The sequence below is a fragment of the Sphingobium sp. MI1205 genome, from assembly GCF_001563285.1.
GTDB lineage: Bacteria > Pseudomonadota > Alphaproteobacteria > Sphingomonadales > Sphingomonadaceae > Sphingobium.
Window position 1 is genome coordinate 120,719 of sequence record NZ_CP005191.1, and the last position, 24,777, is coordinate 145,495.

General features: G+C 64.9%; 26 protein-coding genes. 7 read left to right on the forward strand and 19 right to left on the reverse strand.

Annotation, left to right across the window (positions count from 1 at the left end; genetic code table 11):
- From arsC to K663_RS21400, 3 genes are read right to left on the reverse strand one after another with little or no spacing between them, the layout of a single operon-like run.
- Positions 1 to 447: an arsenate reductase (glutaredoxin) gene (gene arsC / locus K663_RS21390; RefSeq protein WP_020819444.1), complete on the reverse strand. Its 447-nt coding sequence runs from the start codon at positions 445 to 447 to the stop codon at positions 1 to 3.
- Complete coding sequence (locus K663_RS21395; RefSeq protein ID WP_020819443.1) at positions 444 to 980, reverse strand: arsenate reductase ArsC; 537 nt, start codon at positions 978 to 980, stop codon at positions 444 to 446. The genes arsC and K663_RS21395 overlap by 4 nt, the downstream gene beginning before the upstream one ends.
- Before the next feature lie 10 nt (positions 981 to 990).
- The gene (locus K663_RS21400) at positions 991 to 1,335 is read right to left on the reverse strand and encodes an ArsR/SmtB family transcription factor (RefSeq protein WP_025160953.1); all 345 of its coding nucleotides are present in this window, start codon (positions 1,333 to 1,335) and stop codon (positions 991 to 993) included.
- A 231-nt stretch (positions 1,336 to 1,566) separates the two neighbouring features.
- Here K663_RS21400 and K663_RS21405 point away from each other — a divergent pair, with 231 nt between their 5' ends.
- The 7 genes from K663_RS21405 to K663_RS21435 are packed head-to-tail and all read left to right on the forward strand — an operon-like array spanning position 1,567 to position 9,642.
- Entirely contained in the window at positions 1,567 to 2,175 is a 609-nt protein-coding gene (locus K663_RS21405; RefSeq protein ID WP_020819441.1) for a TetR/AcrR family transcriptional regulator, read from the forward strand.
- Positions 2,172 to 3,203 carry a secretion protein HlyD gene (hlyD, locus tag K663_RS21410; RefSeq protein ID WP_020819440.1) on the forward strand — a complete coding sequence of 344 codons (1,032 nt, stop codon included), beginning with the start codon at positions 2,172 to 2,174 and terminating at the stop codon, positions 3,201 to 3,203. The genes K663_RS21405 and hlyD overlap by 4 nt, the downstream gene beginning before the upstream one ends.
- A gap of 1 nt (position 3,204) precedes the next feature.
- Positions 3,205 to 4,977: an ATP-binding cassette domain-containing protein gene (locus K663_RS21415; RefSeq protein ID WP_020819439.1), complete on the forward strand. Its 1,773-nt coding sequence runs from the start codon at positions 3,205 to 3,207 to the stop codon at positions 4,975 to 4,977.
- Positions 4,974 to 6,131: an ABC transporter permease gene (locus K663_RS21420; RefSeq protein ID WP_021223102.1), complete on the forward strand. Its 1,158-nt coding sequence runs from the start codon at positions 4,974 to 4,976 to the stop codon at positions 6,129 to 6,131. The genes K663_RS21415 and K663_RS21420 overlap by 4 nt, the downstream gene beginning before the upstream one ends.
- A 6-nt stretch (positions 6,132 to 6,137) precedes the next feature.
- Positions 6,138 to 7,262, forward strand: a complete 1,125-nt coding sequence (locus K663_RS21425) for an ABC transporter permease (RefSeq protein WP_020819437.1) — start codon at positions 6,138 to 6,140, stop codon at positions 7,260 to 7,262.
- Positions 7,259 to 8,785, forward strand: a complete 1,527-nt coding sequence (locus K663_RS21430) for an efflux transporter outer membrane subunit (protein WP_025160952.1) — start codon at positions 7,259 to 7,261, stop codon at positions 8,783 to 8,785. The genes K663_RS21425 and K663_RS21430 overlap by 4 nt, the downstream gene beginning before the upstream one ends.
- Positions 8,782 to 9,642 carry a class I SAM-dependent methyltransferase gene (locus K663_RS21435; protein ID WP_020819435.1) on the forward strand — a complete coding sequence of 287 codons (861 nt, stop codon included), beginning with the start codon at positions 8,782 to 8,784 and terminating at the stop codon, positions 9,640 to 9,642. The genes K663_RS21430 and K663_RS21435 overlap by 4 nt, the downstream gene beginning before the upstream one ends.
- Before the next feature lie 7 nt (positions 9,643 to 9,649).
- On the opposite strand, the gene K663_RS21440 is transcribed toward K663_RS21435, so the two are convergent.
- The 16 genes from K663_RS21440 to K663_RS21510 form a co-directional block, all read right to left on the reverse strand.
- Entirely contained in the window at positions 9,650 to 10,897 is a 1,248-nt protein-coding gene (locus K663_RS21440) for a TolC family protein (RefSeq protein ID WP_020819434.1), read from the reverse strand.
- On the reverse strand, positions 10,894 to 11,193 hold the full coding sequence (locus K663_RS21445) for a DUF3240 family protein (RefSeq protein WP_020819433.1): 300 nt from the start codon (positions 11,191 to 11,193) through the stop codon (positions 10,894 to 10,896). The genes K663_RS21440 and K663_RS21445 overlap by 4 nt, the downstream gene beginning before the upstream one ends.
- On the reverse strand, positions 11,186 to 14,257 hold the full coding sequence (locus tag K663_RS21450) for an efflux RND transporter permease subunit (protein ID WP_020819432.1): 3,072 nt from the start codon (positions 14,255 to 14,257) through the stop codon (positions 11,186 to 11,188). The genes K663_RS21445 and K663_RS21450 overlap by 8 nt, the downstream gene beginning before the upstream one ends.
- 9 nt (positions 14,258 to 14,266) lie before the next feature.
- Complete coding sequence (locus tag K663_RS21455; RefSeq protein WP_020819431.1) at positions 14,267 to 15,391, reverse strand: efflux RND transporter periplasmic adaptor subunit; 1,125 nt, start codon at positions 15,389 to 15,391, stop codon at positions 14,267 to 14,269.
- A gap of 53 nt (positions 15,392 to 15,444) precedes the next feature.
- Entirely contained in the window at positions 15,445 to 16,461 is a 1,017-nt protein-coding gene (locus K663_RS21460; protein ID WP_020819430.1) for a sensor histidine kinase, read from the reverse strand.
- Positions 16,458 to 17,135, reverse strand: a complete 678-nt coding sequence (locus K663_RS21465; RefSeq protein WP_020819429.1) for a winged helix-turn-helix domain-containing protein — start codon at positions 17,133 to 17,135, stop codon at positions 16,458 to 16,460. Before K663_RS21465 ends, K663_RS21460 begins: the two co-directional genes overlap by 4 nt.
- A gap of 85 nt (positions 17,136 to 17,220) precedes the next feature.
- The gene (locus K663_RS21470; RefSeq protein WP_020819428.1) at positions 17,221 to 17,955 is read right to left on the reverse strand and encodes a cytochrome b/b6 domain-containing protein; all 735 of its coding nucleotides are present in this window, start codon (positions 17,953 to 17,955) and stop codon (positions 17,221 to 17,223) included.
- A 71-nt stretch (positions 17,956 to 18,026) separates the two neighbouring features.
- The gene (locus K663_RS21475) at positions 18,027 to 18,728 is read right to left on the reverse strand and encodes a VIT1/CCC1 transporter family protein (protein ID WP_020819427.1); all 702 of its coding nucleotides are present in this window, start codon (positions 18,726 to 18,728) and stop codon (positions 18,027 to 18,029) included.
- A 78-nt stretch (positions 18,729 to 18,806) separates the two neighbouring features.
- Positions 18,807 to 19,508: an energy transducer TonB family protein gene (locus K663_RS25005; RefSeq protein ID WP_021224255.1), complete on the reverse strand. Its 702-nt coding sequence runs from the start codon at positions 19,506 to 19,508 to the stop codon at positions 18,807 to 18,809.
- A gap of 3 nt (positions 19,509 to 19,511) precedes the next feature.
- Positions 19,512 to 21,656, reverse strand: coding sequence for a TonB-dependent receptor (locus K663_RS21485; protein ID WP_020819425.1), 2,145 nt, complete (start codon positions 21,654 to 21,656; stop codon positions 19,512 to 19,514).
- Between the two features lie 63 nt (positions 21,657 to 21,719).
- Positions 21,720 to 22,115 (reverse strand): hypothetical protein, encoded by a 396-nt coding sequence (locus K663_RS21490; protein WP_020819424.1) that lies wholly within the window; start codon positions 22,113 to 22,115, stop codon positions 21,720 to 21,722.
- A gap of 81 nt (positions 22,116 to 22,196) precedes the next feature.
- Positions 22,197 to 23,537, reverse strand: coding sequence for a ferredoxin reductase family protein (locus K663_RS21495; RefSeq protein WP_020819423.1), 1,341 nt, complete (start codon positions 23,535 to 23,537; stop codon positions 22,197 to 22,199).
- Between the two features lie 192 nt (positions 23,538 to 23,729).
- Positions 23,730 to 23,996 carry a hypothetical protein gene (locus tag K663_RS21500; protein WP_025160949.1) on the reverse strand — a complete coding sequence of 89 codons (267 nt, stop codon included), beginning with the start codon at positions 23,994 to 23,996 and terminating at the stop codon, positions 23,730 to 23,732.
- Between the two features lie 98 nt (positions 23,997 to 24,094).
- On the reverse strand, positions 24,095 to 24,265 hold the full coding sequence (locus K663_RS24500) for a hypothetical protein (RefSeq protein WP_020819421.1): 171 nt from the start codon (positions 24,263 to 24,265) through the stop codon (positions 24,095 to 24,097).
- 4 nt (positions 24,266 to 24,269) lie between these two features.
- Entirely contained in the window at positions 24,270 to 24,545 is a 276-nt protein-coding gene (locus K663_RS24085) for a hypothetical protein (protein WP_025160948.1), read from the reverse strand.
- Complete coding sequence (locus tag K663_RS21510) at positions 24,538 to 24,777, reverse strand: hypothetical protein (protein WP_020819419.1); 240 nt, start codon at positions 24,775 to 24,777, stop codon at positions 24,538 to 24,540. Before K663_RS21510 ends, K663_RS24085 begins: the two co-directional genes overlap by 8 nt.

Consider the following 24,777-nt stretch of genomic DNA (forward strand, 5'->3'; position numbering starts at 1 on the left):
TCAACCGGTGACACGCCTGCCGGCGGCATCGATCACCTGTTCGCCGTCTTCCTTGGCGAAGGCGCTGCGCTGGTCAGCCGGTAGGAGGTCGAGGACCTCCTCGGACGGACGGCAAAGCTTCACGCCCAGCGGCGAGACGACCAGCGGCCGATTGATGAGGATCGGATGTTCCATCATCGCATCGATCAACTGCGCATCAGTGAGATCCGGATTGTCGAGTCCCAGTTCGGCAAAGGGCGTGCCCTTCTCGCGCAGCAGGGCGCGCGGGGTGACGCTGGCGCGGACGATGAGGCTTGCCAGCAAGGCACGCGAAGGCGGAGTCTTGAGGTACTCGATGACATGCGGTTCGATGCCGGCATTGCGGATCATGGCCAGCGCATTGCGCGAGGTTCCGCATTCAGGATTGTGGTAGATGACGATGTCGACAGGCGTCTCCGGGTGGGTCATTCGCATGCTCCTGCCCTGACGCTGGCGCCCTCGCTCTGGCCGATTTCCCTGAGTTTGCGCCGCATCGCCATCTCGTCGAGGCTGGCGAGCGGGAGCGCGAGGAACAGCGAAATACGGTTCTGCAAGTAGCGCAGGGCCTGCATGAAGGCCTCGCGCTGATCATCGCCTTCGACGGCGGCCGGATCCTCGATGCCCCAGTGCGCCGTCATCGGATGGCCGATCCACACGGGACATGTTTCGCCTGCGGCGTTATCGCAGACGGTGAAGATGAAATCGAATTGCGGCGCGTCCGGCACGGCGAACTCGTCCCAGCTTTTCGAACGCATGCCCGCTGTGTCGAACCCAAGCCCGTTCAAAACCGAGAGCGCCATCGGATGGACTTCGCCCCTGGGCTGGCTGCCGGCGCTCCAGGCGCGGAAACGCCCTTCCCCCAGCTTGTTCATGATGGCTTCGCCCAAGATCGAGCGGGCGCTGTTACCGGTGCACAGGAAGAGCACGTTGTAGGTCTTGCCGGGGCCGATCGTGTCGGACATGGGAGTAACCTCAGGCCTTGCAGTCGAGCTCGCCGAACAGATCGGCGCACATTTCAGGGACGCCCTGGCAGCAGTCCTCCATCAGGAAGGCCAGCAGCCGGCGCATCCCCTCATAATCGGCGCGATAGTGGATGAGCCGGCTTTCCCGCTCGGACTCCACGAGTCCCGCCCGTTCAAGAATACCCAGATGATGCGACATGGTGGACGGAGGCACATTGGCGGCCTGCGCGATGGCGCCGGCGATCAGTCCATCGGGCCCTGCCTTCACCAACATACGAAAGACAGACAGGCGCGTGTCATGCGCCAGCGCGCCAAGCGCCTCGACGGCCGAGTCCTGCGGATTGAACTCCTTCATGGTCGATTCCATCCTTCCAAACTCATCGAATAATAGTAGGCGCCTGCGCGGTCAATCTACATTTCGAGAAGTATAGAATCATATACCACTATGGAGATGGCCGATGGTCTGAGTGACCATGATGCACTCATGCGGATGGGCCGACAGCCTCGATCCAGGCGGAACCATCTTGCGCCAGACGCTCATGACAGATAGATAGTAATAGATTACTATCTTTTGAAGGCGCAAGCTATGAACGGGCGGTCCAGACATCTTCCCGCTGACGAGCGACGGGCGGCGACCGTGGAGGCGGTGGTCGGCCTGGCCGCGGAACAGAACCCGAGCGACATCACCACGACGGCCATCGCCCAGCGGATGGGTCTGACCCAGGGCGCGCTCTTCCGCCACTTCCCGACCAAGGACGCCATCCTGCAGGCGGTGATGTCCTGGGTGACCGAGCGCTTGCTCGGCCGCGTGGACAAGGCGGTCGAGGAAGCCGCCTCTCCGGCTGCCGCGCTTGAAGCGGTTTTCATGACGCATATCGATTTCGTGTCTGATCACCCGGGTGTACCGCGAATGCTGTTCGGGGAGTTGCAGCGACCGGGCGAGACGCTTCCCAAGCGCATGGCCCAGACCCTGATCCGCCATTATGGCGAACGGCTGCATACCCTGCTCGACGCCGGAAAGGCACGGGGCGAACTGCATGCGGACCTCGATCCGGAAGCCGCGGCCACCCTGTTCATCGGCACGGTCCAGGGCCTGGTCATGCAATCCATGCTGGCGGACGATGTGACCCGCATCCGCAGCGATGCGCCCGGCGTGTTCGCCATCTATCTGCGCGGCGTCGGAGCATCATCATGAAGAACATCCGCCTGTCCGGCACGACAAAGCGGATCCTGATCATTGCGGCCGTCATCGTGATCATCGGTGCTGGATGGCTGTGGATGCAGCGGGGCAGCCGCGACGGCGACGCCCTCAATCTGTACGGCAATGTCGACATCCGGGAGGTGCAATTGGCCTTCCGCCAGTCCGGCCGCGTCGCGCAGATGCTGTTCGATGAAGGCGATCATGTCGAGCCGGGCGCACATATGGCGACTCTCGACGCGCAGCCGTTCGAGGAAGCGCTCGCGGCCGCCGACGCCGCCGTAGCGGCCGCACAGGCAGACCTCGACAAACTGCGCCGCGGGCTGCGGCCGCAGGAGATTGCGCAGGCGCAGGAGGCCCTCAATCAGGCCCTGGCCGTCGCCAGGGACACGGAGCGTAATTTTGATCGGCAGAGCCAGTTGCTCGCGTCGGGAGCCGCCAGTCAAAAGACGGTCGATGCCGCGCGCACTGCGCGCGATCAGGCCGCCGCCAGTGTCAAGGCGGCCCGGGCCGCGCATTCGCAAGCCGCCGAAGGCTTCCGCAAGGAAGACATCGCGGCGGGGCAAGCGCGCCTCGCCGCCGCACAGGCAGCACGGGCTCAAGCCGCCACCGCGCTCGCCGACACGGTTCTGCTTGCACCCGGCACCGGCACGATCATCGCACGGGTGCGCGAACCCGGCAGCATGGCTGTCAGCCAAAGCCCGGTCTATAGCCTCAGCCTTGATGCTCCGGTTTATGTGCGGGCTTATGTCGGCGAACCGGATCTGGGGCGTATCGCGCCCGGAATGCGGGTGCGCGTTCGCAGCGATTCCTCCGACAAACTCTATCAAGGCCAGATCGGGTTCATTTCGCCTCGCGCCGAGTTCACGCCCAAAACGGTAGAAACGACCGATCTGCGCACGGATCTGGTCTATCGTCTGCGGATCGTGGTCACCAATGCCGATGCCGCGCTGCGTCAGGGCATGCCGGTAACGATCGAGGTCGTAGTCGGACAAACCTCCGGCGCGCGCGCCAAAGGCCGCTGACGTGCCGCCCGCCACCGCGCCACAGGAGCAAAATGGCGATGTCGCGGTCGTCATCGACAGGTTGAGCAAGCATTTCGGCAGTGCGCCTGCGTTACAGGATCTCAGCGCGCAGATAAGCTATGGCCGACTGACCGGGCTGGTCGGGCCGGACGGCGCGGGCAAGACCACCTTGATGCGTATCCTGACAGGACTGCTGGTGCCGAACAGCGGCCACGCCAGGGTAGCGGGCTTCGATGTGGTGGACGACAATGACGCCATCCATGTCGCGACCGGCTACATGCCGCAACGCTTTGGCCTCTACGAAGACCTGTCGGTCATGGAGAATATGCGGCTCTATGCGCAGTTGCGCGGTATGGCCGCCGATGGACACGCCGACCTGTTCGCCCAACTGCTCGACTTCACACGTCTTGCCCCCTTTACCGGACGCCTGGCGGGCAAGCTCTCCGGCGGCATGAAGCAGAAGCTGGGTCTCGCCTGCGCATTGATGGCCCGGCCTGCTGTCCTGCTGCTCGATGAACCGGGTGTCGGTGTCGATCCGGTCAGCCGTCAGGATCTGTGGCGCATGGTGCAGGCGCTGACCGACGAAGGGATGGCCGTAGTCTGGTCGACCGCCTATCTCGACGAAGCCGAACGCTGCGACAGCGTGCTGCTGCTCAACGAAGGGCGGCTCGCCTATGACGGACCGCCCGGAGAGCTGACCGCGCGCCTTACAAGCCGGAGCTTTCGGCTGGAACAGGTCGGCGAGCGGCGGCGGGCCGTGCTAGCCGAAGTGCTCAGCCTGGACAGTGTCGGCGACGGGGTGATCCAGGGCGCCGGCGTCCGCGTGGTGCTGCGCGCCGATGCGGGAACCGAGCAAATTAGCGCGCTCGCCGATCGGGTCGGCGCACAACTGAAAGCGGTGCCTGCCCGCTTCGAGGATGCTTTCATTGATCTTCTGGGCGGCGGTCCGGGCGGCACATCGGCGCTTGCCGAAGGGATGCCGCCGGTCGAACTGGCTTCAGACGTTGCCGTCTCCTGCCGCGATCTGACCAAGCGTTTCGGCGATTTCACCGCCACCGACATGGTGAGCTTCGAGGTCCGCAAGGGCGAGATATTCGGTCTGCTCGGGCCGAACGGCGCCGGCAAATCGACCACCTTCAAGATGCTGTGCGGCCTGCTCAAACCCACCAGCGGCGAAGCGCAGGTGGTGGGGCTGGACCTGCGCCGGGCGACCGGTGCTGCCAAAGGCCAGCTTGGCTATATGGCGCAGAAATTCTCGCTCTATGGTTTGCTGTCCGTGCGGCAGAACCTGGAGTTCTCCGCGGGCGTCTATGGCCTGAAAGGCGCCGCGCGGCAGGCGCGGATCGACGAGATGATCGACATCTTCGGGCTGCAACCCTGGCTGTCGGCGGCGCCGGAGTCCCTGCCGCTCGGGGTCAGGCAACGTCTGGCGCTGGCCTGCGCGGTGATGCACCGCCCGCCCGTGCTGTTCCTGGATGAACCGACTTCGGGCGTCGATCCCATCACGCGCCGCGAATTCTGGACCCATATCAACGGCCTTGCCCGCAAGGGGGTGACGGTGATGGTCACCACCCATTTCATGGACGAGGCGGAATATTGCGACCGGGTGGCGATGCTCTATCGCGCCCGGCTGATCGCGCTCGACACGCCGGACGCCCTCAAACGCAGCGCGGTAAGCGATCTCCGTCCGGACCCGACCATGGAAGACGCCTTCATTCATCTGGTCGAAGCCGAGGACCGCGCTGACGAAGCCCGCAGCGGAGTTGCCGCATGAACGGCGCGGGCGGATCGCGAACGGACCTTCAAGCCATGCGCCGCTTCGATCCGAAGCGCCTTTGGGCGCTGGTGTTCAAGGAAAGCCTGCAGGCGATGCGCGACCCGTCCACGCTGCTGATCGCCTTCGCCCTTCCGGTCGTGCTGCTGCTGCTGTTTTCCTATGCGGTATCACTCGATGTGCGCGCGGTGCGCATCGGCGTCGTGCAGGAATCCGAATCTGCTTCGGCGCAATCGCTGGCCGCCGCCTTCGCCGGCACCCGTTATCTGGACGTCACCTTCGCCCATGACCGGCGCGAAGTCGCCGACCAGGTCGTCTCGGGCGATTTGCGCGGATTTGTGGTGATCCCGCAGGATTTCGAGCAGCGCCTGGCCGATCGCGGCACGCGGCCTCTGGTGCAGATCATCGCCGACGGTTCGCAGCCCAATACCGCCAACTATGTCACCAACTATGCGCAGGGCGTGGTGCAGACCTGGCGGGGCGGGCTTGATGGCGAGACGCCACGCGCAGCCGTCACGATGGAGCCGCGCTACTGGTTCAACGCCGAACTGGAAAGCCGCCGCGCGCTGGTGCCCGGCGCGATCGCCATCGTCATGACCATCATCGGCACCATGCTGACCGCGCTGGTGGTGGCGCGCGAATGGGAGCGCGGCACGATGGAAGCGGTGCTCTCCACGCCCGCATCGGTCGCGGAGATCCTGATCGGCAAGCTCCTGCCCTATTTTGCGCTCGGCATGCTGGCCACGCTCGGTGCGACCGCGCTGGCGGTCTTCGTGTTCGGCGTGCCGCTGCGCGGATCGCTGGCGGCGCTCCTGCTGCTTTCGGCCACCTTCATGGTGCCGGCGCTGGGCCAAGGGCTGCTGATTTCGTCTGTCACCCGCAACCAGTTCCTGGCCGCGCAGATCGCCTTGTTCTCCGGTTTTCTGCCGGCCTTCATGCTGTCGGGCTTTCTCTATGAGATCGACGCGATGCCCGCGCCGATCCGGGCCATCACCTGGGCGATACCGGCGCGCTATTTCGTCTCTTCGCTAAAAACCGTCTTTCTGGCCGGCGACATCTGGGCCGTCTTCGTGCCGAACCTGCTGGCGATGGGCGCCATCGGCGTCCTGTTTTTCCTCCTGGCCAAGCGCGCCACGCGCAAGAATCTGGAGTGACGAGCCATGACGCGGCACAATGGCTATCTCTCTTTCACCCGGCTGCGAGCCCAGTTCGTCAAGGAAGTGCTGAGCATCCTGCGCGATCCGCGCAGCCGCATGGTGGTGTTCATGCCGCCGCTGCTGCAACTGCTGGTGTTCGCCTTCGCCGCGACGCTCGAAGTGCGCAACGTCGATATTGCCGTGCATAATCAGGATGCGGGCCGCTGGTCGCATGAACTGATCGCGCGGCTCGATCGGGCCGACTTCATTACCCAGGTCTATCGCGTGACCGACGGTCAGGAACTGGGACGCCTGATCGACCAGGGCAAGGTGATCGCGGCGCTCGACATCCAGCCGGACTTTTCGCGCGCAATCGCTGCCGGAGACAGCGGCCGTATCCAGCTGTTGATCGACGGCCGGCGCAGCAATTCGGGACAGATCACCGCCAGTTATCTCTCCGCCATCGCCGCCGAAGTCGGCGCGGAGGCCAACCCCGGCACAGGTCCTGCGACGCCAGTGGCGGTACGCAACTGGTTCAATCCCAATCTGACGTATCGCTGGTTCATCGTCCCGGGCCTCTCCGGCATCCTGGCGTTCTTCAGCGCACTGCTCATAACCTCGCTGTCGATCGCCCGTGAACGCGAACTGGGAACCTTCGACCAGTTGCTGGTCTCACCAACCTCCACGCCGGAAATCATCCTGTCCAAATCCTTGCCGGCGCTGGTCATCGGCACCATGCTCGGACTTCTGATGATGGCCGCGGCCGCGGGACCGTTCCGGATTCCGTTCAACGGGTCGTTCGCGCTGCTGTTTGTCAGCCTGGTCCTGTTCATCCTGTCGGTGGTGGGCATCGGTCTGATGATTTCGGCGATCAGCGCGACCCAGCAACAGGCCATCCTGGGCGCCTTCGCCATCGGCGTGCCATCCGTCCTGATGTCGGGATTTGCCACGCCGGTCGAGAACATGCCCATGCTGCTGCAATGGCTGGCGCAGGCGATTCCACTCACCCATTTCCTGGTCATCGTCGAGGGCAGCTTTCTCAAAGCCATGGCGCCGGGCGACATATTTGCCAGCCTCTGGCCATTGGCGATGATCGCCCTGGTGTCGCTCACCATGGCCACCATCTTCGTTCGAGGACGCCTGCAATGAGATCGCCCCGCCACAGTCATGCGCCGTCATTGTCTGATACGGGCGGACGTTCCCCGCGATGGTCGCGCTACGCAATATTGATAGCTGGCTGCAGTTCGTTGACGGCCTGTATGGTCGGCCCCAACTACCGGGCGCCACCTGCCGTTGACACGGGTAGTGGCTGGAGCCGGCCGGTTGGGGAAGCGTCGGCGCCAACGGACCTGGACCGCTGGTGGAGGGCCCTGGGCGATCCCGAACTGGAGAGGCTGGTCGATACCGCACTGGCGCAAAATCTCGATATCCGTCAAGCCACCGCACGGATCGACGAGGCGCGCGCGCTGCGAGACCGCGCCGCTGGCCGGCAACTGCCCACGGTTTCTGCTGGCGCCAGTGTGAACCAGCGTCGGCAAAGCGAGAACGGCCCGCTGCCCGTTGGGTCCATTCCCGGCCTCGATGCGTCTCAGACGATCTACGATGCCGGCTTCGACGCGGCCTGGGAACTCGACCTGTTCGGCGCGAACCGGCGGGCGCTGGAAGGCGCGAACGCCCGCTTGCAGGCAAGTGAAGCGGAGGCGCAGGGCGTGCGTATGCGGATCGCGGCCGAAGTCGCACGCGCATGGTTCGAGGCGACCGGCGCCAGAGAAGAATTACGCGCGCAGCGGGCGACGGTGGCGACGCTGCACCAGACGCTGGAACTCATGCGCGGTCGCGCGGCGCTCGGCGATGTTGCCGGTGCCGACGTGGACGCAACCCATGAACGCTGGGCCGCCGCCAACGCCCTGCTGCCGGGCATAGAGGCGCGGCAGCGTGCGGCAGTGCTCGGCCTTGGTGTCCTGCTCGGCTCACCGCCGGAACGTGAACTCAAGCTGCTCGATGCAACTGCATCGTCTCTCATACTGCCGGCGCTGCCCGTGGGGGAACGGGCCGATATATTGCGGCGTCGCCCCGATGTTCTGGCTGCCGAACGGCGCCTCGCCGCCAGCACCGCCGATATCGGCGTGGCGACCACCGAACTGTTTCCCAAGCTCTCTATCGCAGCGGGCGGCGGATTTCAGGCGCTTAGCACGGGCGACTGGTTCGACACCTCCAGCACCCGCTACTCCATCCTGCCGCTCATTTCCTGGCGCTTGTTCGACGGCGGCCGCGTGCGCGCGGAGATACGCGCGCGGGAGGCCGTTCAGCGGCAGGCCGCGCTGGGCTATGAACAGGCCGTCCTGGCCGCATTGGGCGACGCGGAGCGCGCCTTGAGCGACTATGACGCCGGACGCGATGCGCTCGCGCGGCGTCAAACGGCGCTGGACGCTGCGCGTCGAAGTGTCGGCCACGCCGAGGCCCGTTTTGCCGCCGGCGATATCGCGGGGATTGAACTGCTTGCGGCCGAGCGCCTCCTGCACGAAGCTGAAACCGCCTGTGCCCGCGCGCATGCCACAACGGCGGTGCAACTGGTGGCGTTGTACAAGGCGATCGGTGGGGGCTGGGACTTGCCCGATGCGCCGACTTCCAAACACGTTTCAATTGGTGCCACAGTGGGAGAAGGGCAATGAATGACGCTGACGGGAACAGCAAGGAACCGGCCGCGCACGACTGGGCGGGGGAAGCGGGCACACGCTGGCTCGCCCAGCTCGACCGTTTCGAGAGCATGATCGAACCGATCGGCGCAGCGCTGCTCGCGCGAGCAGCCTATGTTGCCGGGGAGAAGGTGGTCGATATCGGCTGCGGCGGCGGCTGGACGACGAGGCGGATCGCCGAAAGGACGGGCAACACGGGATTGGCGCTCGGCCTCGACATATCGCCCGAACTGGTGGCGGCGGCAACGGATCGGGCGCAGCGCGCCGGTCTTGCCAACATCCGCTTCGAACAAGGCGACGCCGCGACGGCCATGCCCGAAGAAGCCCCCTTCGACCGGCTGCATTCCCGCTTCGGCACGATGTTCTTTCCCGAACCCTATGCCGCATTCGCCAATCTGCGCCGGATGCTGCGTGCCGGTGGACGGCTCGACATCGCGGTGTGGGCGCCGATCGCCGACAATCCGTGGCAGCGCAATGTCATGGCCGCGATCCGCCGGCATATCGACCTGCCCACGCCGCAGCCGCGCGAGCCCGGCCCCTTCGCGCTGGGCGAGCAGGATTATGTCACCGATCTTCTGCAAAGCGCCGGCTTCTGTGACATATCGTTCGACGCCTGGACGGGCGAGCAGCGCGTCGGCGGACCCGGCAGCGATCCCGAGAGCGCCACCCGCTTCGTGCTCGACGGCATGCAGGTCGGCGATCTCGTCCGGGCGAGCGGGGACGACACACGCGCAGCCGTTCACCGCAGCCTGGTCGAACTGTTCGAGCGCAATTGCGATAATGAAGGTGTTCGCATGGGCGCGAAAGCCTGGCTGGTGAGCGCCCGCGCGTGACCTGGCGTCAACCGCCATCCTCATCGTGAACCACCCACAGGCTATGCGAATCGATTTCCAGCTTGAGCAGGGCGCGGGCCGCTTCCGATCGCGCCATGATCTCGGACCGGCGCGCTTCACCCGCCTGACGGCGGGCATAGAGCAGGTCGGCAAGGTCGATCTGGCCGAGCTGGTAGCCACGTTCGGTTCGGGCCAGCGCACTAGCGGCGCTTTGCGCTGACAGATCCGTGTTTTTCCACGCCTCCAGCCGCAATGTGGCGCTGGACAGATCGGCATCCGCGATGGCCCTCACGGTCCGCTGGACGGACATATGCTCAAGCTGCGCGGCATTGCCTTCCGCGGAAGCCCGGTCCGCCGCCGCGCGTCTGTGACCGCCGCCCAGCGGCATCGACATGACCACCCCCGCGCCCTGCTCCATGCCGCTCCGCTCACTGAACAGCCGGACGCCGAAGGACGGATCGGCAATCCGGTCCGCGCGAACACGCTGCGCAACGACCGCCAGCCGCTGCGCCTCGCGCTCGGCGGCGCGGATTTCATGGCTGCGTTCGATCACCAGATCCCGCATCGCCGCAAGTCTCTGGGCCGGAACCATCGCGACGGACGTTTCCGGCGGCTCGATGGGCAGCGGTATTTCTGGAAAATTCGCGGCAAGCGCCACACGCGCCTGTTCGCGCGCCGCGAGCGAGTTCGCGGCCTGGGCCTGGGCCTGAGCCATTGCCGCCATGGCCTGATCAACATCGAGCGCCGCCGCATCGCGCAGCGCCACGCGCCGGCGCAGCGCGGACAGCTCCTTTTCCAGCCAGCGCACCGTATCGAGGTCGTTGCGATACAGCGCGCCGGCGACCAGCCAGTCGTTCCAATAGCCGGAGAGCAGCAAAGCCGTCTGATGCCGGGCATCCTCCATCCGGTTTTCCGCGACCTCTATGCCCAGGGCGCCCGCCTCGCGATCGAGCGCCGCCTTGCCCGGCAGGCGGAACGGTCGGGCGATCGTGGCGTCGAACTCGTCATAGCCGCCTTCCCTGTCCACGCTGCGGCGAACATAGCTGCCGGTAACGGCAATCTCATGGGTCCCCTTCGCCAGCATGTCGCGGTCGGCACGGGCGGCGTCCACCCGTGCCCGCGCGGCCGCCACGGCCGGATGATTGTCCAGCGCTTCGGCAACCTTTTCGCTCGGCGGCAAATCGGCGCGCTGGGCAAGCGCCCCAGCGGGTGTGAGCAATGCGACAAGCGCCCCGAGGATGATCGGCGATCTCATGCGATCCTCCCCCGGGCTGACACCGGGACTACGTGCCAGCGCACTGGCAGCGACCGCTTCGATTGGGTGACCGCGTCAACCAGTGTCCCCAGAGCGTCCTCATCGACAATCAGTTCCAGCGCGTTGCGGCGCAGAAGGCCCGACACCCGTTCCGCCGTGCTGGCGTCGCCGAAGTCCCAGCCGCGCACCGCCTGCTCGGCGATATGGATCGGCGCGTCGCAGGCGGCGCGGAGTGCGTCAGTCACGCTATCGGCGTCATGCGAGGCGCAATGGAAGGTCAGCAGGATGTCAGCCATTGTCGGTTTCTCCCGCGCTTTCGCCGAAACGCTCGAACAGGATCGGCAGCAGAATGAGCGTCAGCAGGGTGGAGGTGATGAGGCCGCCGATCACGACGATGGCGAGGGGGCGCTGGATCTCCGATCCCGGGCCGGTCGCGAACAGCAGCGGCACAAGGCCGAAGGCCGTGATGCTGGCGGTCATCAGGACGGGACGCCGGCGCCGTTCGGCGCCGAGGCGCACCGTCTCGGTCATGCTCCGCCCATCGGCGCGGAGCTGGCGGAAATAGGTGACCATGACCAGTCCGTTGAGCACCGCGATGCCGAGCAGGGCGATAAAGCCCACCGAGGCGGGAACCGACAGATATTCTCCCGAAGCCCAGAGCGAGACGATCCCGCCGACCATGGCGAAGGGGATGTTGACAAGGATGAGCACCGAGGCGCGCATCGAGCGCAGCGTCGCCAGCAGAACGAAGAAGATCAGGAGCAGCGCGATCGGGATCACGACCGCCAGCCGGGCCGAGGCGCGCTGCTGGTTTTCGAACTGCCCGCCCCAGACGATGCTGTAGCCGGCGGGCAGTTTGACCTTCGCGCCGACCTCGGCCTTCGCTTCATCGACATAGCCGACCAGATCGCGCCCGGAGACGAACGCCTGCACCAGCGCGAAGCGCGACCCGTTCTCATGGTCAAGCTTGACCGGCCCCTCTGTCCGCTCGATCCGCGCCATGTCGCTGACCCGGGCGACAATTCCGGCGGGCGTGTGCAATTGCAGATCGGTAAAGCGGGCGGGATCGGCGCGCAGCGTCTCATCGCCGCGAATGACGATCGGCACGCGCTTCTGGCCATCGGCGACGACGCCGACATGGACGCCTTCGATCTGCGCGCGCAACGCATCCTGTATCTGGTCGACCGGCATGCCGAAGCGCCCGGCGGCGGCGCGGTCGATGTCGAGCTGGAGATAGTCTACGCTGTCATTGGCGACGGTCAGCACTTCGGATGCGCCATCGACGTTTGACAGAATCTCCTGCACCTGACCCGCGAGATCGCCCAGCGTCGCCAGATCCGGCCCGAAAATCTTGACGGCAAGATCGCCGCGCGCACCGGTCAGCATTTCGGAAACCCGCATCTCGATCGGCTGGGTGAAACTCGGCTCGATGCCGGGCAGGCCTGCCATCGCCTTGCGCATATCCTCGACGATGAGATCCTTGTCGCCGCGCCATTCGGAGCGCGGCTTCAGGCGGACGAAGCTGTCGGTCTCATTGGGGCTCATCGGATCAAGTCCGATTTCGTCCGATCCGACGCGCGCGATCACGTCCTGCACTTCCGGCACGCGCATCAATGCGCGCTGCGCGGCCATGTCGCCCTGAACCGACTGGTCAAGATCGATGGAGGGCAGCTTGGTGAGCTGGACGATGATAGAGCCTTCATCCATCGTCGGCATGAAGGTCTTGCCGACCGCGCCATAGGCGATGCCGGCGATGACCAGCCCTGCCGCCGATAGTCCATAAACCAGCCGCTTGCGCGCGAAGGCGCCATCGAGGAGACCCCGGTAGCGGGGACCAAGCTGGCGCATCAGCCACGGCTCACCATGATGGCCGCTTTTCAGGCCGAAGGATGCAAGCACCGGAACGAGCGTGAGCGCGAGCAGGAGCGAGCCGGCCAGCGCAAAGACGATGGTGAGCGCAACCGGCGCGAACAATTTGCCTTCAAGGCCCTGCAGCGACAGCAGCGGCAGGAACACCAGTGCGATGATGGCGATACCGGCCGAGACCGGCACGATGACTTCACTTGCCGCCTGATAGACGAGGTTGAGGCGCGGGGTTCCCTCCTCGTGTGCCCGGCCGAGCCGTTCGACGATATTTTCCACCACCACGATCGACCCGTCGACCAGCAGGCCGATGGCGATGGCAAGACCGCCAAGGCTCATGAGATTGGCCGAAAGGCCCATGCCCTGCATGAAGAGGAAGGTGATGAGCGCCGCCAGCGGCAGAGTGGCGGCGACAATCGCCGCCGCACGCCAGTCGCCAAGGAACAGGATGAGCAGCACGACGACAAGGACGGCCGCTTCGAGCAAGGCTTTCTCGACCGTGCCGACGGCGCGCGCGATCAGGTCGGAGCGGTCGTAAAAAACATCGACATGGGTGCCTGTGGGCAATGTGCTTTCGATTTCCGCAAGGCGGGTGCGGACACCATCCACCACCTGCCGCGCATCGGCGCCGCGCAGGGCGATCACCAGCCCCTGAACCGCTTCGGCCTGACCGTTTTTGCTGACCGCGCCATAGCGCGTCAGGCTGCCGGTTCCGACCGTCGCCAGATCGCCCAGCCGAACGATGCGGTCGTTGCGGCTTTGAACCACCAGTTGCTGTAGATCCTCGACCGACCGGATTGCGCCGACCGCGCGCACGATCAGCGATTCCTCGCCGCTTTTCAGCCGTCCCGCGCCATCGTTACGGTTGCCGCTTTCAATCGCCGTCTGGATGTCCGCGATCGAGAGGCCTGCCGCCGCAAGCGCAACGGGATCGGGGCGGACTTCGAAGGTTCGCACAAAGCCGCCCAGCGCGTTCACATCGGCGACGCCCGGCACGGTGCGAAGCGCGGGGCGGATGGTCCAGTCGAGCAGTTCACGCTTTTGCTGAAGCGAGAGCGGTCCCTCGATTGTGAACATGTAAATGTCCGAAAGCGGTGTGGAAATCGGGGCAAGGCCGCCGCTGACCGACGCGGGCAGATCGGGCAACACGCTCGACAGGCGTTCGGCAACCTGCTGACGCGCCCAATAGATGTCGGTGCCGTCGACAAAATCTATGGTGATGTCGGCAATGGCATATTTGGCGGTGGATCGCAGGATGGCCTGATCGGGAATACCGAGCATTTCCATCTCGATCGGCGTGATGACGCGGCTCTCCACCTCCTCGGGGGTCATGCCCGGCGCCTTCAGGATGACTTTCACCTGCGTCTGGGCGATGTTCGGATAGGCATCGACCGGCAGCGTCACGAAGGCCCAGGCGCCAAGCCCTGCAACCGCGAGGGCGAGCGCGAGAACGAGCAGACGCCAGGACAGCGAGGCGGCGACTAGCGAACGCAACATGGCCCGGACCTATCGCGACAAGGCGAGCGCCTTGAGTGCGCTCGTGCCGGAAATGACCACCTGCTCGCCCGGCCTGACGCCTGAAAGCAGCACGGTTTGTCCCTCGACGGAACCGCCCCCAGATCCACCCAGCGTTACGTCGCGGATCGCATATCCGCCGCCAGTGGCGACGAAGACGATAGTCTTGTCCCCGATCATGGCGATCGCACCAGAAGGCACGCTGACGGCACCGGCCGGGGCTGGGCCGGACAGCGACATGCTGGTCGCGCGGCCGGCGATGATGCCCGGCCCGGCAGGAATCTCGGCCTTGAGAACGACCGAGCGGGTGGCAGGGTCTATCGTCGACCCCACGGCCGTGACCCGGCCGGCGATGTCGGGCTCGATCAATACGGTCATGCCCGGGCGGGCCGTGCCGACGAGCCGTTCGGGCAACTGGCCGACAACCTCATAGCGGTTGGCGGCGTCGATCACGTAAGGCGCGGTGGTTCCGTCCACCGGATTGCCCGTCTGGACGCTGGCGGTCGTGACGCGCCCCGCGATCGGCGCGGTCAGCGTATAAGTGCCGCTCGCGCCCACGCCATTGACCATTTTGAGGATGCGCGCCTTTTCGGCGACATCCGCGCCCGCTTCGGCCGCCAGCGCATTGGCTTCATCGGCGCGCGCGCCAGCGATGATGCCTTCGCGGGCAAGCTGCGAGAGCCGGGCCGCGTTCGACCGCGCCACGCCCGCCCGCGCATTGGCGCGGGTGAGGTCGGCCCCCATGGTCAACACATCGCGGCTGGAAATGATCGCAAGCGGCTGGCCCTGCCGGACCGTATCACCTTCGACCACCAGCGTCCGCATGACCACGCCGGGAAACGTTGCGGCCACCGCCACGCGCGCGTTGGCGGGCGGCTGGATCACCGCCGGAATGACGGCGATGGGCGCTTCAATCGCGGCGATGGCGGGCACAAGGCGGATACCGAGCTGCGCGGCCTGTTTGCGATCAACCGGCAATATGCCCGGCGCCGCTTTCCCGGCTTCAGCGGGTTGGAGGCTGGGCTCAGGGGCCGTGCCGGATCCGGCAAACCACCAGACACCAAGCACCAGCACAATGACGGCAACGCCGGCAAGGAGATAGTTCCGCTTCGACATGGGCTTCGCCTAGTGCGCGAAACTGACGAGACCCTGACGAGGCCAAAATGCGATCAGGCGCCGGGGAAGTGCAATGACAATTCCCGCGCGACAGGATCGGTGGTCAGCTCTCCACCGTGCGCCGCCATGATCCGGTCAACGATCGCCAGACCAAGCCCGGCGCCGTTGGTGCTGGCATGGTCCGCCCGGCTATGCCGCCGCACAAGTTCGCGAAGCCGATCGGTCGACAGGCCCTCTCCGCCGTCACCCACCGCGATCACCGGATCTGGGCCAACCCTTATGGTCACCGTGCTCCCGGTTGGCGTCACCCGGACAGCATTCTCGATGAGGTTCCGCAAGGCGGCGGCGATCGCTTCGCGCCGGCCCCGCGCCACGGGATGCCCGCTACCTGCATCGAGCGTGATGGCTTTCCCTTCCGCGATGATGCCTGGCGCCAGAAGGCTGACGACATCGCGGGCGATCTCGACAAGGGACACGGATTCCAGCGGGAATTGCGCGGCGGATGCGGCGTCAATTTGGGCCAGCAGCATGAGCTGGTCGATCAGGCGACGCATCGCGGCGACGTCATGCTTCAGGCGCGCGGAGTCGTCATGGTCGAGCCGGTCAAATTCGAGCGACAGCACCGCGAGCGGCGTGCGCAGTTCATGCGCGACATCGGCGGCAAAGGCTTCCTGGCGCATGGCGGCGTCGTCAAGCCGGCCGAGCAGATCATTGACGGCATCCGTGAACGGCAGGGCTTCGGCCGGCAGATGGGACGTGTCTATGCGAAAGCCGCGTTCGTGCCCACGCGCGGCCTCGATCGCGGTTGCGGCTTCCTCAAGGGAGCCAAAAGCCTGTCGGATCACGCGCCGCACGACGAAGGCGACGGGCACCATCAGCACGACCAGTGGAAGCGCGACATGCTCCAGCATCTCGCGCACGGCCTTGATCAGCGCGTCCTGCGCCGTCAGATCGTCGAATGTCAGGCTGTAGAAAAAGACGACCGCTGCAAGCAACAAGATGGTGCCGACAAGGCCGACGAGAGCAAGCCCTCGCGCAAGTTTGCGCGACACGGAGCGCCGATAGGTCACGCCGCGACATCCTTCAGCATATAGCCGACGCCGCGGATGGTGTGGAGCGCGCCAGTGGCACCAGCCTCGTCCAGCTTCCGGCGCAAGCGGGAGACCGCCGCTTCCACGGCATTGGGCGTCACCGGCTCGTTGAAATTGTAGAGCGCATCCTCGATCGTCTCGCGGCGGACGACGGTTCCCGCCCGCCGTAGCAGCAATTCCAGGAGGTCGGCCTCCCTGCGGGACAGATCGATGGCGTAGTCCCCGCAGTGCGCCGTGCGCGCCGCCGTGTCGAACCGCAGGCAGCCCGCTTCCAGCACAGGTTGCGCGCGCGGGCCGGGGCGGCGGAGCAACGCGCGAATGCGCGCGGCCAGTTCATCGATCTCGACAGGCTTGACGACATAATCGTCGGCGCCGGCGTCAAGCCCCGTGACCCGGTCCTCCAGCGCGCCGCGCGCGGTCTGGATGATCGCGGGCGGCATTTGCCGATACTGGCGACGGTTCGCCAGCCAGGCGACGCCATCGCCGTCCGGCAGGCCGAGATCGAGTATGATCGCGTCATAGACCGCGCCACCCAGTGCGCTGTCCGCATCGGACAGGGTCGTGGCGATGTCGCACGAAAAGCCCCGGCGCTGAAGGCCGTCCGCAACCAGCTTCGCCAGCCGGTCATTATCCTCTATGACAAGAACGCGCATCTATGCCGGCTTTCCTAGCACGATCCCGCCTCAATTCCCGCCCTGCAATCTGACCAGTCCCGCGCGGGGATCGAAAGAGGCCGTCTCAATCCCGGTCATTATCCTCGCCTTGAACGGCTGTTCCACCTTCGATTTCATGCCCTTGCTTTGCCTCGCCGTGCGACTGCGCACTGAACGCCGCGGAATCGTAGCGCAGGATGCCAAACACCGTCATCCCGATCACCAGGACGGCCAGCAGCACCGCGACGACGGCCGGCCGACGGGCATCGTGGGCGCCAGGGTGCAGAGCGACGCTCTTGCGGCCAGTAACCATGGCGCGCGCGAGATTTTCGCGGGTGAAGACGGACATCAGGACCACCGCTGCGACATGAACGCCGATGAGCGCCAGCAGGCCATAGGCAATCGCCTCATGAAGATCCTCGTCGGCCTGCCCCGCGTCGACCTGGATGCCGGTCCACAGCACCGCGCCGGTTGCAATGAGCATGGCCAGAACAGCGAGCGCCCCCAGCGGATTGTGCCCGATCGTGCGTTGTGGATGACCCGTCACAAGTTCCCGGACGTGGGACAGAAGGCGTGACGGTCGCACGAAATTGGCAAAACGCGCATGCTCGCCGCCGATAAACCCCCAGACAAGACGAAAGACAAGCAGGACAGCGGCGGTCCAGCCTGCCGCCATGTGCCAGTCCGCGATTCCGCTGTCTCCTTCCGAGGACAAAAAGGCAATCGTGATCGCCGCGACCAGCAGCCAGTGGAAAAGCCTGAGCGGGGCATCCCAAACCCTGAAACTATCACTGTAGCTCGTTTTTGCCATGAGCATCATTTGTCTCCTTGGCCTTTGGCCATAAGAGAGATTGCTGACGGCGCGCTGACGAACGCGGGGCAGCGATCACGTCAGACAGCCGCTCCGAACAGGCTGCCCACGCCTGCCGTCAACGCCATCGCCAGGGCGCCCCAGAACGTGACGCGGACGATCGACCGCATGACAGGGGCCCCGCCCGCCTTCGCGCCAAGCGCCCCGAGCAGCACGAGGCACAGAAGCGAAACGGCGACGACGAGCGGTATCAATTGCTGTCCCGGCGCGGCGGCAACCACCGCCAGCGGCATGATCGCCCCGGCGCTGAACGTCGCGGCGGATGTGAATGCCGCCTGCAACGGCCGCGCCGTGGATATGTCGGAAATTCCCAGCTCATCGCGGGCATGCGCCCCAAGCGCATCGTCCGCCATGAGCTGGTCGGCAACCTTGAGCGCAAGATCGGGGTCCAGGCCGCGCGCCATATAGATGTCCGCCAGTTCCTGCCGCTCGAGCCCGGGCTGCGTTGTCAGTTCCGCCGTTTCGCGGGCGAGGTCCGCCTTCTCGGTATCGGCCTGCGAGCTGACCGAGACATATTCGCCGGCGGCCATCGACATGGCGCCGGCGACAAGCGCCGCGATGCCGGCAACGAGGATGCCTGATCGGTCCGTTCCCGAAGCGGCGACGCCGACAATGAGGCTTCCTGTGGAAACGATACCGTCATTGGCGCCAAGGACCGCCGCGCGGAGCCAGCCGATACGTGATACCGCATGTCGTTCGGGGTGAGCGTGCAAGCGGGTCATGGGTCCTCCAGCCAAGGGTCGGCACAAGACCATGACCGCATTTGCTGACCAGCTCCTGACGCAATGTGATTTCCGGCGCTAATTGAAATGGAAAGGCAGGACGCAATCGAGCGTTCCCACGCCGAGACTTTCAGGCGGGCGCGGAAAGGGCGCCGCCAGGCGAACCGTGCGAAGGGCGAGCCGGTCAAGCTGCGCATTGCCGCTGGATTGCGCGAGCGAGATCTCGCGCAAGGCGCCGTCAGCACCGATGGAAAAATTAATCAGCGCCTCACCCTCAAGATGAAGGCCCGCCGGGCGTCTGGCGGCAATCCATTCCCACAACCGCCGAAGATAGGCCGCACGCGCAGTGCTGAGCGTTGATGACGCAGCCTGCGGCGAAGCAGGTTGGGGATGCGGCATGTCGACGTTCATGCGGGCAGGCAAGGGCGACGGTGCGACAGGTAGCGTCAAGGCAGCCTGATCGGAGGCAGGCCGGTCGGGCGACGCCTGCGGCCCTTGCCGCGCGCGTGTCGCTGGCGTTGTACTGGGGGGCGTCAGCTGATTTGCCGGTCTGGGGGCGGCTTTCGGCCGGCGGGCAGACGGCTGTTCGGTTTCGAGCGAAGGCAGCGTCATGATCGTGACCGTGCGGGGTTCCTCCCGCCTTTCGGGGATTAGACGCGGACTGTGGCTCCACAGGCCATAGGCCGCAAGAACACCCGCATGCAGGGCAAGCGACACGAGGAACCCGAAAGCCCTCGTATCGCTCGCCTGGGCCAGCCGGTATGCTGGACTGGCGGCCATGCCTCAGAATTTCGCAGTCAGGCCGATGTTGAAGGAGCGGCCACGACCAGGCACCGGCCGCAAGTCGCCGGTCGCCTTGTAATCGCCGAGCGACATGCCGCCCAGCGGCAGATCATAGCCCTTGTCGAACAGGTTCTGGACATCCAGGCCCAGCCGGTAATTGCCCCAGGCATAGCCGGTCCGAAGATTGACGAGCGCATAGTCGTCCGTTCGGGGTTCGTTGCGCGTGGCGTCGACCCGGTTCTTGTCCGCCACGACCGTCAGTTCGACCGCGCTCTCCCAGCCCCCGAGCCGATGCTCCAGCGCAAACGTCGCGTTGAACGGCATCTGATGGTAGAGCGACCCGCCGTCGTCCAGATTGCGCCCGCGCAACCAGCTTGCCGTTGCGGTCAGTTTCGCCGTGCCGGCCGATGACGACTGCCACAGCGCAAGCGAACCCGAGACATCGACGCCATATAGCTCGGCTTCGCGGTTGGCGAACCGAAGCTGCACGAACCCCGTCGGCGTGCCCATCATATTGGTGAAATCGGCCAGCTTCACGACATCGATATAATCATGGACGCGCGTGTAATAGGGTGCGATCCTGAGCGTCCAGCCATTGGCGCCGGCGCCTTTCAGACTGACCGCGGCACTTATCGTATCAGCCCTTTCGGGCTTCAGGGTGGGATCGCCGACATAGCCGTTGCCATCACCGAACCAGCCGATCATCCGGCTCGACATCGAACCGCGTCCCCAGCTGTAGCGCTCATAGACGCCCGGTGAACGGCTCTTGCGCGCATAGCCCAATTCGAGCGTCGCCTGATCGCTCGGCGCATAGCGGACAAGGGCCGTGGCGCTCCAGTTGCTGTCATGCCGTTTGCGATCCGCGGCGTTGAACGCGGTGGCCGCCATCGCGTCGGCCATATTCATCATCGAGGTGGAATAGGGCTGGACCTCGCCGGTGTTCATCCAGACCTGATCGTTGCGCACGCCGACCAGCGTGGTGAGCTGCGGCGTCCACTTCGCCTCCCATTCGGCAAAGGTGCCAAGCCGGTCGCGCTTCGCGCCGTTCACATTGATATAGGTGTTGGGCCCCATCATCATGTGGCCCGCGACCGCCGGCCAGTAATCATTGAGCCATTGGTGGTGGAATTCGCTCCCGAGACGCAGCGTGTCGCGATTGGACAGCATAATGTCGCCCTTGAGCGTATAGCCGGCGCTATGAACCTCGGTGTTCATGGGCATGCCGCCGGTCGCGGTGCCGCCCTTGTCCGCCAGGAAGTTCATCCGATGATCGGTGTCGCGATAGAAGGCGCGCAGGTCCAGATCGCCCCAGTCGAAGGCGCCCTTCCAGTGACCGTTCAGATACCAACTCTTGTTGGATGTCATGTCCATATACTGGTTGGGAAAGCCCTCGTACGGCGAGAAATGGTAGCCGCCCTTCAGTTCGAACAGCCCGATATCGGTCTGCGCGGCCAGGCTCAGCGCATGGTCCGTCTTCTTGTATTCAGTCGAACGGACGGTGCCGTCACGGCCGCCGCCCTTGTAATTGTCGGACTGGGTGAAGGAACCGGCATAGCTGAGGCTGAGCCGGTCGCTTGCCGCCGTGATCGAAAGTGCGCCGCCGAAGCCGTCGCCGTTACTGCGGTAGAAGGTGGACAGTTCGCCCGTCAGCAATCGTTTGCCCGCCTTGGCGAAGCGCGGTGTCAGGGTTTCCACCGAAATCGCGCCGCCGATGCTGTCACCGCCCATGCTGACCGGCGTCACGCCCGTGATGACGCTGATCGCGTCGATCGTCTGCGGATCGGTGTAGGACAAAGGCGGGTTCATCGCATTCGTGCAGGCGATGTCGATCGGCACGCCGTCGACCAATATGGTCAGCCGCTGGCTTTCGAGGCCCCGGATCACCGGCAGGCTGGAAAAGCCACCGGCGCCGAAGCTGCTGCCCCCCGGCAGGCGGCCGATCAGCGCCGCCGTATCGCTTGTTCCCGATTGCAGGGGTGCGACCTTGTCACGCAAAAGGATCTCGGACGACACGGGACCGGCAGGGCGATCCTCGGAATCGATCCCGATGGACGGAAGAACCTGTGTATCCTGCGCAAAGGCACTCGCGGCCGACAGGCCATAGAATATTGCAGCCGCGCTCGCGGCTTTGGAAATGACAGACATGGATGGATCCTGATCCGGGCGCGCGGCGGTCCGCGCGCCGTTGAAAACGAACGGCGAAAGGGATCAGGCGGCTGTTGGCGGTCCTATTGGCGGAGGCCGCAGAAATGGCGAGGCACCGGGCAGGGCGAAAGATAGGCCAAGAAAGCCCATCGCCAGGATGAAGGCAATGGCGAGCGCCAGCAGGATCGGGTCGGCGGCGGCGAGCGCCGGCGACGACAGACCCGAGAAAGCGCAAGGCATGTCGGCCTGCTTGTGATCCGCGGGATCATGATCGCCGGACCTGCCCGGAAGCTCCATCATGACCGTTTGCGGACCCTGGCCCGAGCAGAGCTGGACCAATATCGTACCCGAAGAGACGGTCGGCATGAACCCGGCCGGCACCAGCACCTTCAGCATGAGCGCGGCCCCGGCCAGCCAGATGGCCAGCCAGCGATGCCGGGCAAGGAAGGAGCGGATCATGGTCACGGGAGCGGTCTTTAGAAATCGGTCCTGCTGATGTCGAGGTGACAAGTCGGATTTTTTCGCATACATCGCCTTGACTTAGCGCATCGCGAACAGCTCCTGATGGAAACGTTTCGCTACCGGAAAGCCCAGCGCGGCAAAGTCCCGGCGCAGCGTTTCACCAAATCCAAGGGGGCCGCAAAACCAGAGGCTCGCCTCCCGCCATTCCGGCACGGCGGCGCGTATTCGCTCGCCATCGAGGCGGCCATCGCGTGCATCGACCAGAACATGCAGGCGAATATGGGCAGCCGCCGCATCCGCTTGCAGCTTGCCCAGAGCCTCCTCGTCGACTTCGGCCGTGCAGTGGAAGAGATCAATCTCCGCGCGCGCGCCTTCGGGACTCTGGGCCAGATACTTCATGCGGGCGATGAACGGCGTGATACCGATCCCGCCACCGATCCAGATCTGACGGGCGCTATCATCGTCGAATGTGAAGCATCCATAAGGCCCCTCGATCCTGATCTCCTGGCCGACATGGAGTTTTTCGGGCAGGCGCCGCGTATGATCCCCCAGTCCCTTGGTGATGAAGGTGATCCGCCGCTCATCCTCGCGCCAGGCGGACGCGATGGTATAGGGATGCGGCCCTTCGGCCGGGTCCGACACGGCAAAGGCGAACTGGCCGGGTCGGTGGCCGGGCCACCCCTCCCCCATGTCGACGATGGTCTCGAGCGCCCGCACGCCCGGATAATGGTGGATGGCGGCAATCCTGCCCGGCACCTGCCGGTCCCGGCCTGCGCGGCGCGACAGAATGAGGATCGCCGCCCCGGTGCCGCAAGCAAGCAGCGCCGCCAGCGTGAGGCCGTACGGAGACAGCCAGTAGCTGAACGTCGTCAGGATCACGGCATGAAAGACCAGCACGAGATAGGCCAGCGCCAGAAGCCGATGCGTTCGATAGAAGAAGCGGTAGGGAATGCGCTGGATGAGCGCGACGGCGATCAGCGCAACCACGGCATAAAAGGCCCACTCGCCCAGACCCTCCGCCGTGTGGCGGAGACTGGCGAACAGGGCCTCGACAGGATTGCTTGCGGGCGGTTGCGGGCCACGCGACGGTCGTTCGAGCCAGCCCCACCCCACGGCCCATTTCGGACCCTTCGCCCACAGCCAGTGCGCGATGGCCGTGACCAGTGCCGCGATGCCGAGCCATTTGTGGAGACGATACATCTTGTCCAGTCCGCCCAGCCCATGTTCGGGCCAGCGGGGGCGGATGGCGAGCATCATCGCGACGCTCATGCAGGCGATCGCCAGCGCGCCGCTATACTGCACCGCCGCGCTGCGGATCGCGAAAAAGCCGGACGACCGGAATATGGACAGGTCCGCAAGAAGCCACAACATGGTGACCAAGGCGGCCAGGCCCCAGAATGTCAGTCGCAGGTTGCGCATTTCGATCCTTGTCCGGCCCTTGCGTCAATTGTTCCCTTCGCCCTGTAGCGATCGGCCCAGCTGTGGGATTGATTTCGGACAAGAAGGCAGAACCCCTTGCTCGGCGCATGCGAACATCGCCGACAAGTCTGACGAAAGCCTGACGAGCATTACCCAAATTCGATAGTGTCAGGCCTCGCAGCGTGACATATTTCACGAAATGGGTGCACCATCGGCAGCATAGGTCCGGCTCCGGTCGTATTCGTGGTCGCCCGCTTCGTCGACAAGATAGCCGGACACTTCTTCGGCGTAGTCCGCTTCAAGCACTCCTGTAGCACTCGGAATCAGACGAACACCGAAACCGTTGGCAAAGAGAAGGCGATCTGCCTCCTTCATTGCTGCAAACTGGTCATGTGCGGTCACGCCCAGTTTGACGCGCACGGTGGCATAGACGTGAACGAAATGGGTTGGCGCAGACATGCTGATCTCCCTTTGAGGCATTGGAATGATCGCGGGTGACAGGCCCAGATGCCTTGGCGCACGGCCGACATCGTCAGCCCCGATCGAGGCCGAAGTCATCAGCGGGGTTCGATGACGTCCCGCAATATAGTGCTGAGGGCATCATTGATCGCGTAAAGCACACCGCTATGGGCAGTGTCGCCCATGCCGTCGAGATAGAGATCCGGGATTAGATTGTTGACTGCATGCGTCGCATCATCAACGAGTTGATCGAATTCGTCCTCGGTCATGGGGCTATTCCTGACCAGGAGATGCGGACAGGCTCTCAACCTGTATCCGGAAGGTGGCGCCATCATTGAGCGTCAACCCGATCTCGACACCGTCTTCATTTTCACAGCTGGAGAGGATTTCCACGTCAGCACGGGTTCCATGCACAGCCGAGACGATATGATGGTGGTGATCCCCTGACGGCCGCCCTCCCACGTCGCATGCCTGCATGTGGGTCTCGAGCAACTCGCACAGCACTGCGGCGACTGTGCATGCTTTCGTCATGGACGATCCGTCAGTCATCTGCGTGCTCCATCCTGTCGTCAAAGAAGGTGCCGTCGTTGCCGAGCGCGGTGAGTTCAGCCTGCAGGGCATGGGGTGGGACATCGTCGGCGGATGTGATGGCGAAGGCGCCAACCATGTCACCGAAGTCCATTTCCTCGCCGATACGGGCGAGGCTCATGGTCGAGAGGCGATCCTCATCGCTGTCATGCATCAACAGCGTGACGCCAATAGTCACCTTTCGGATTTTCAT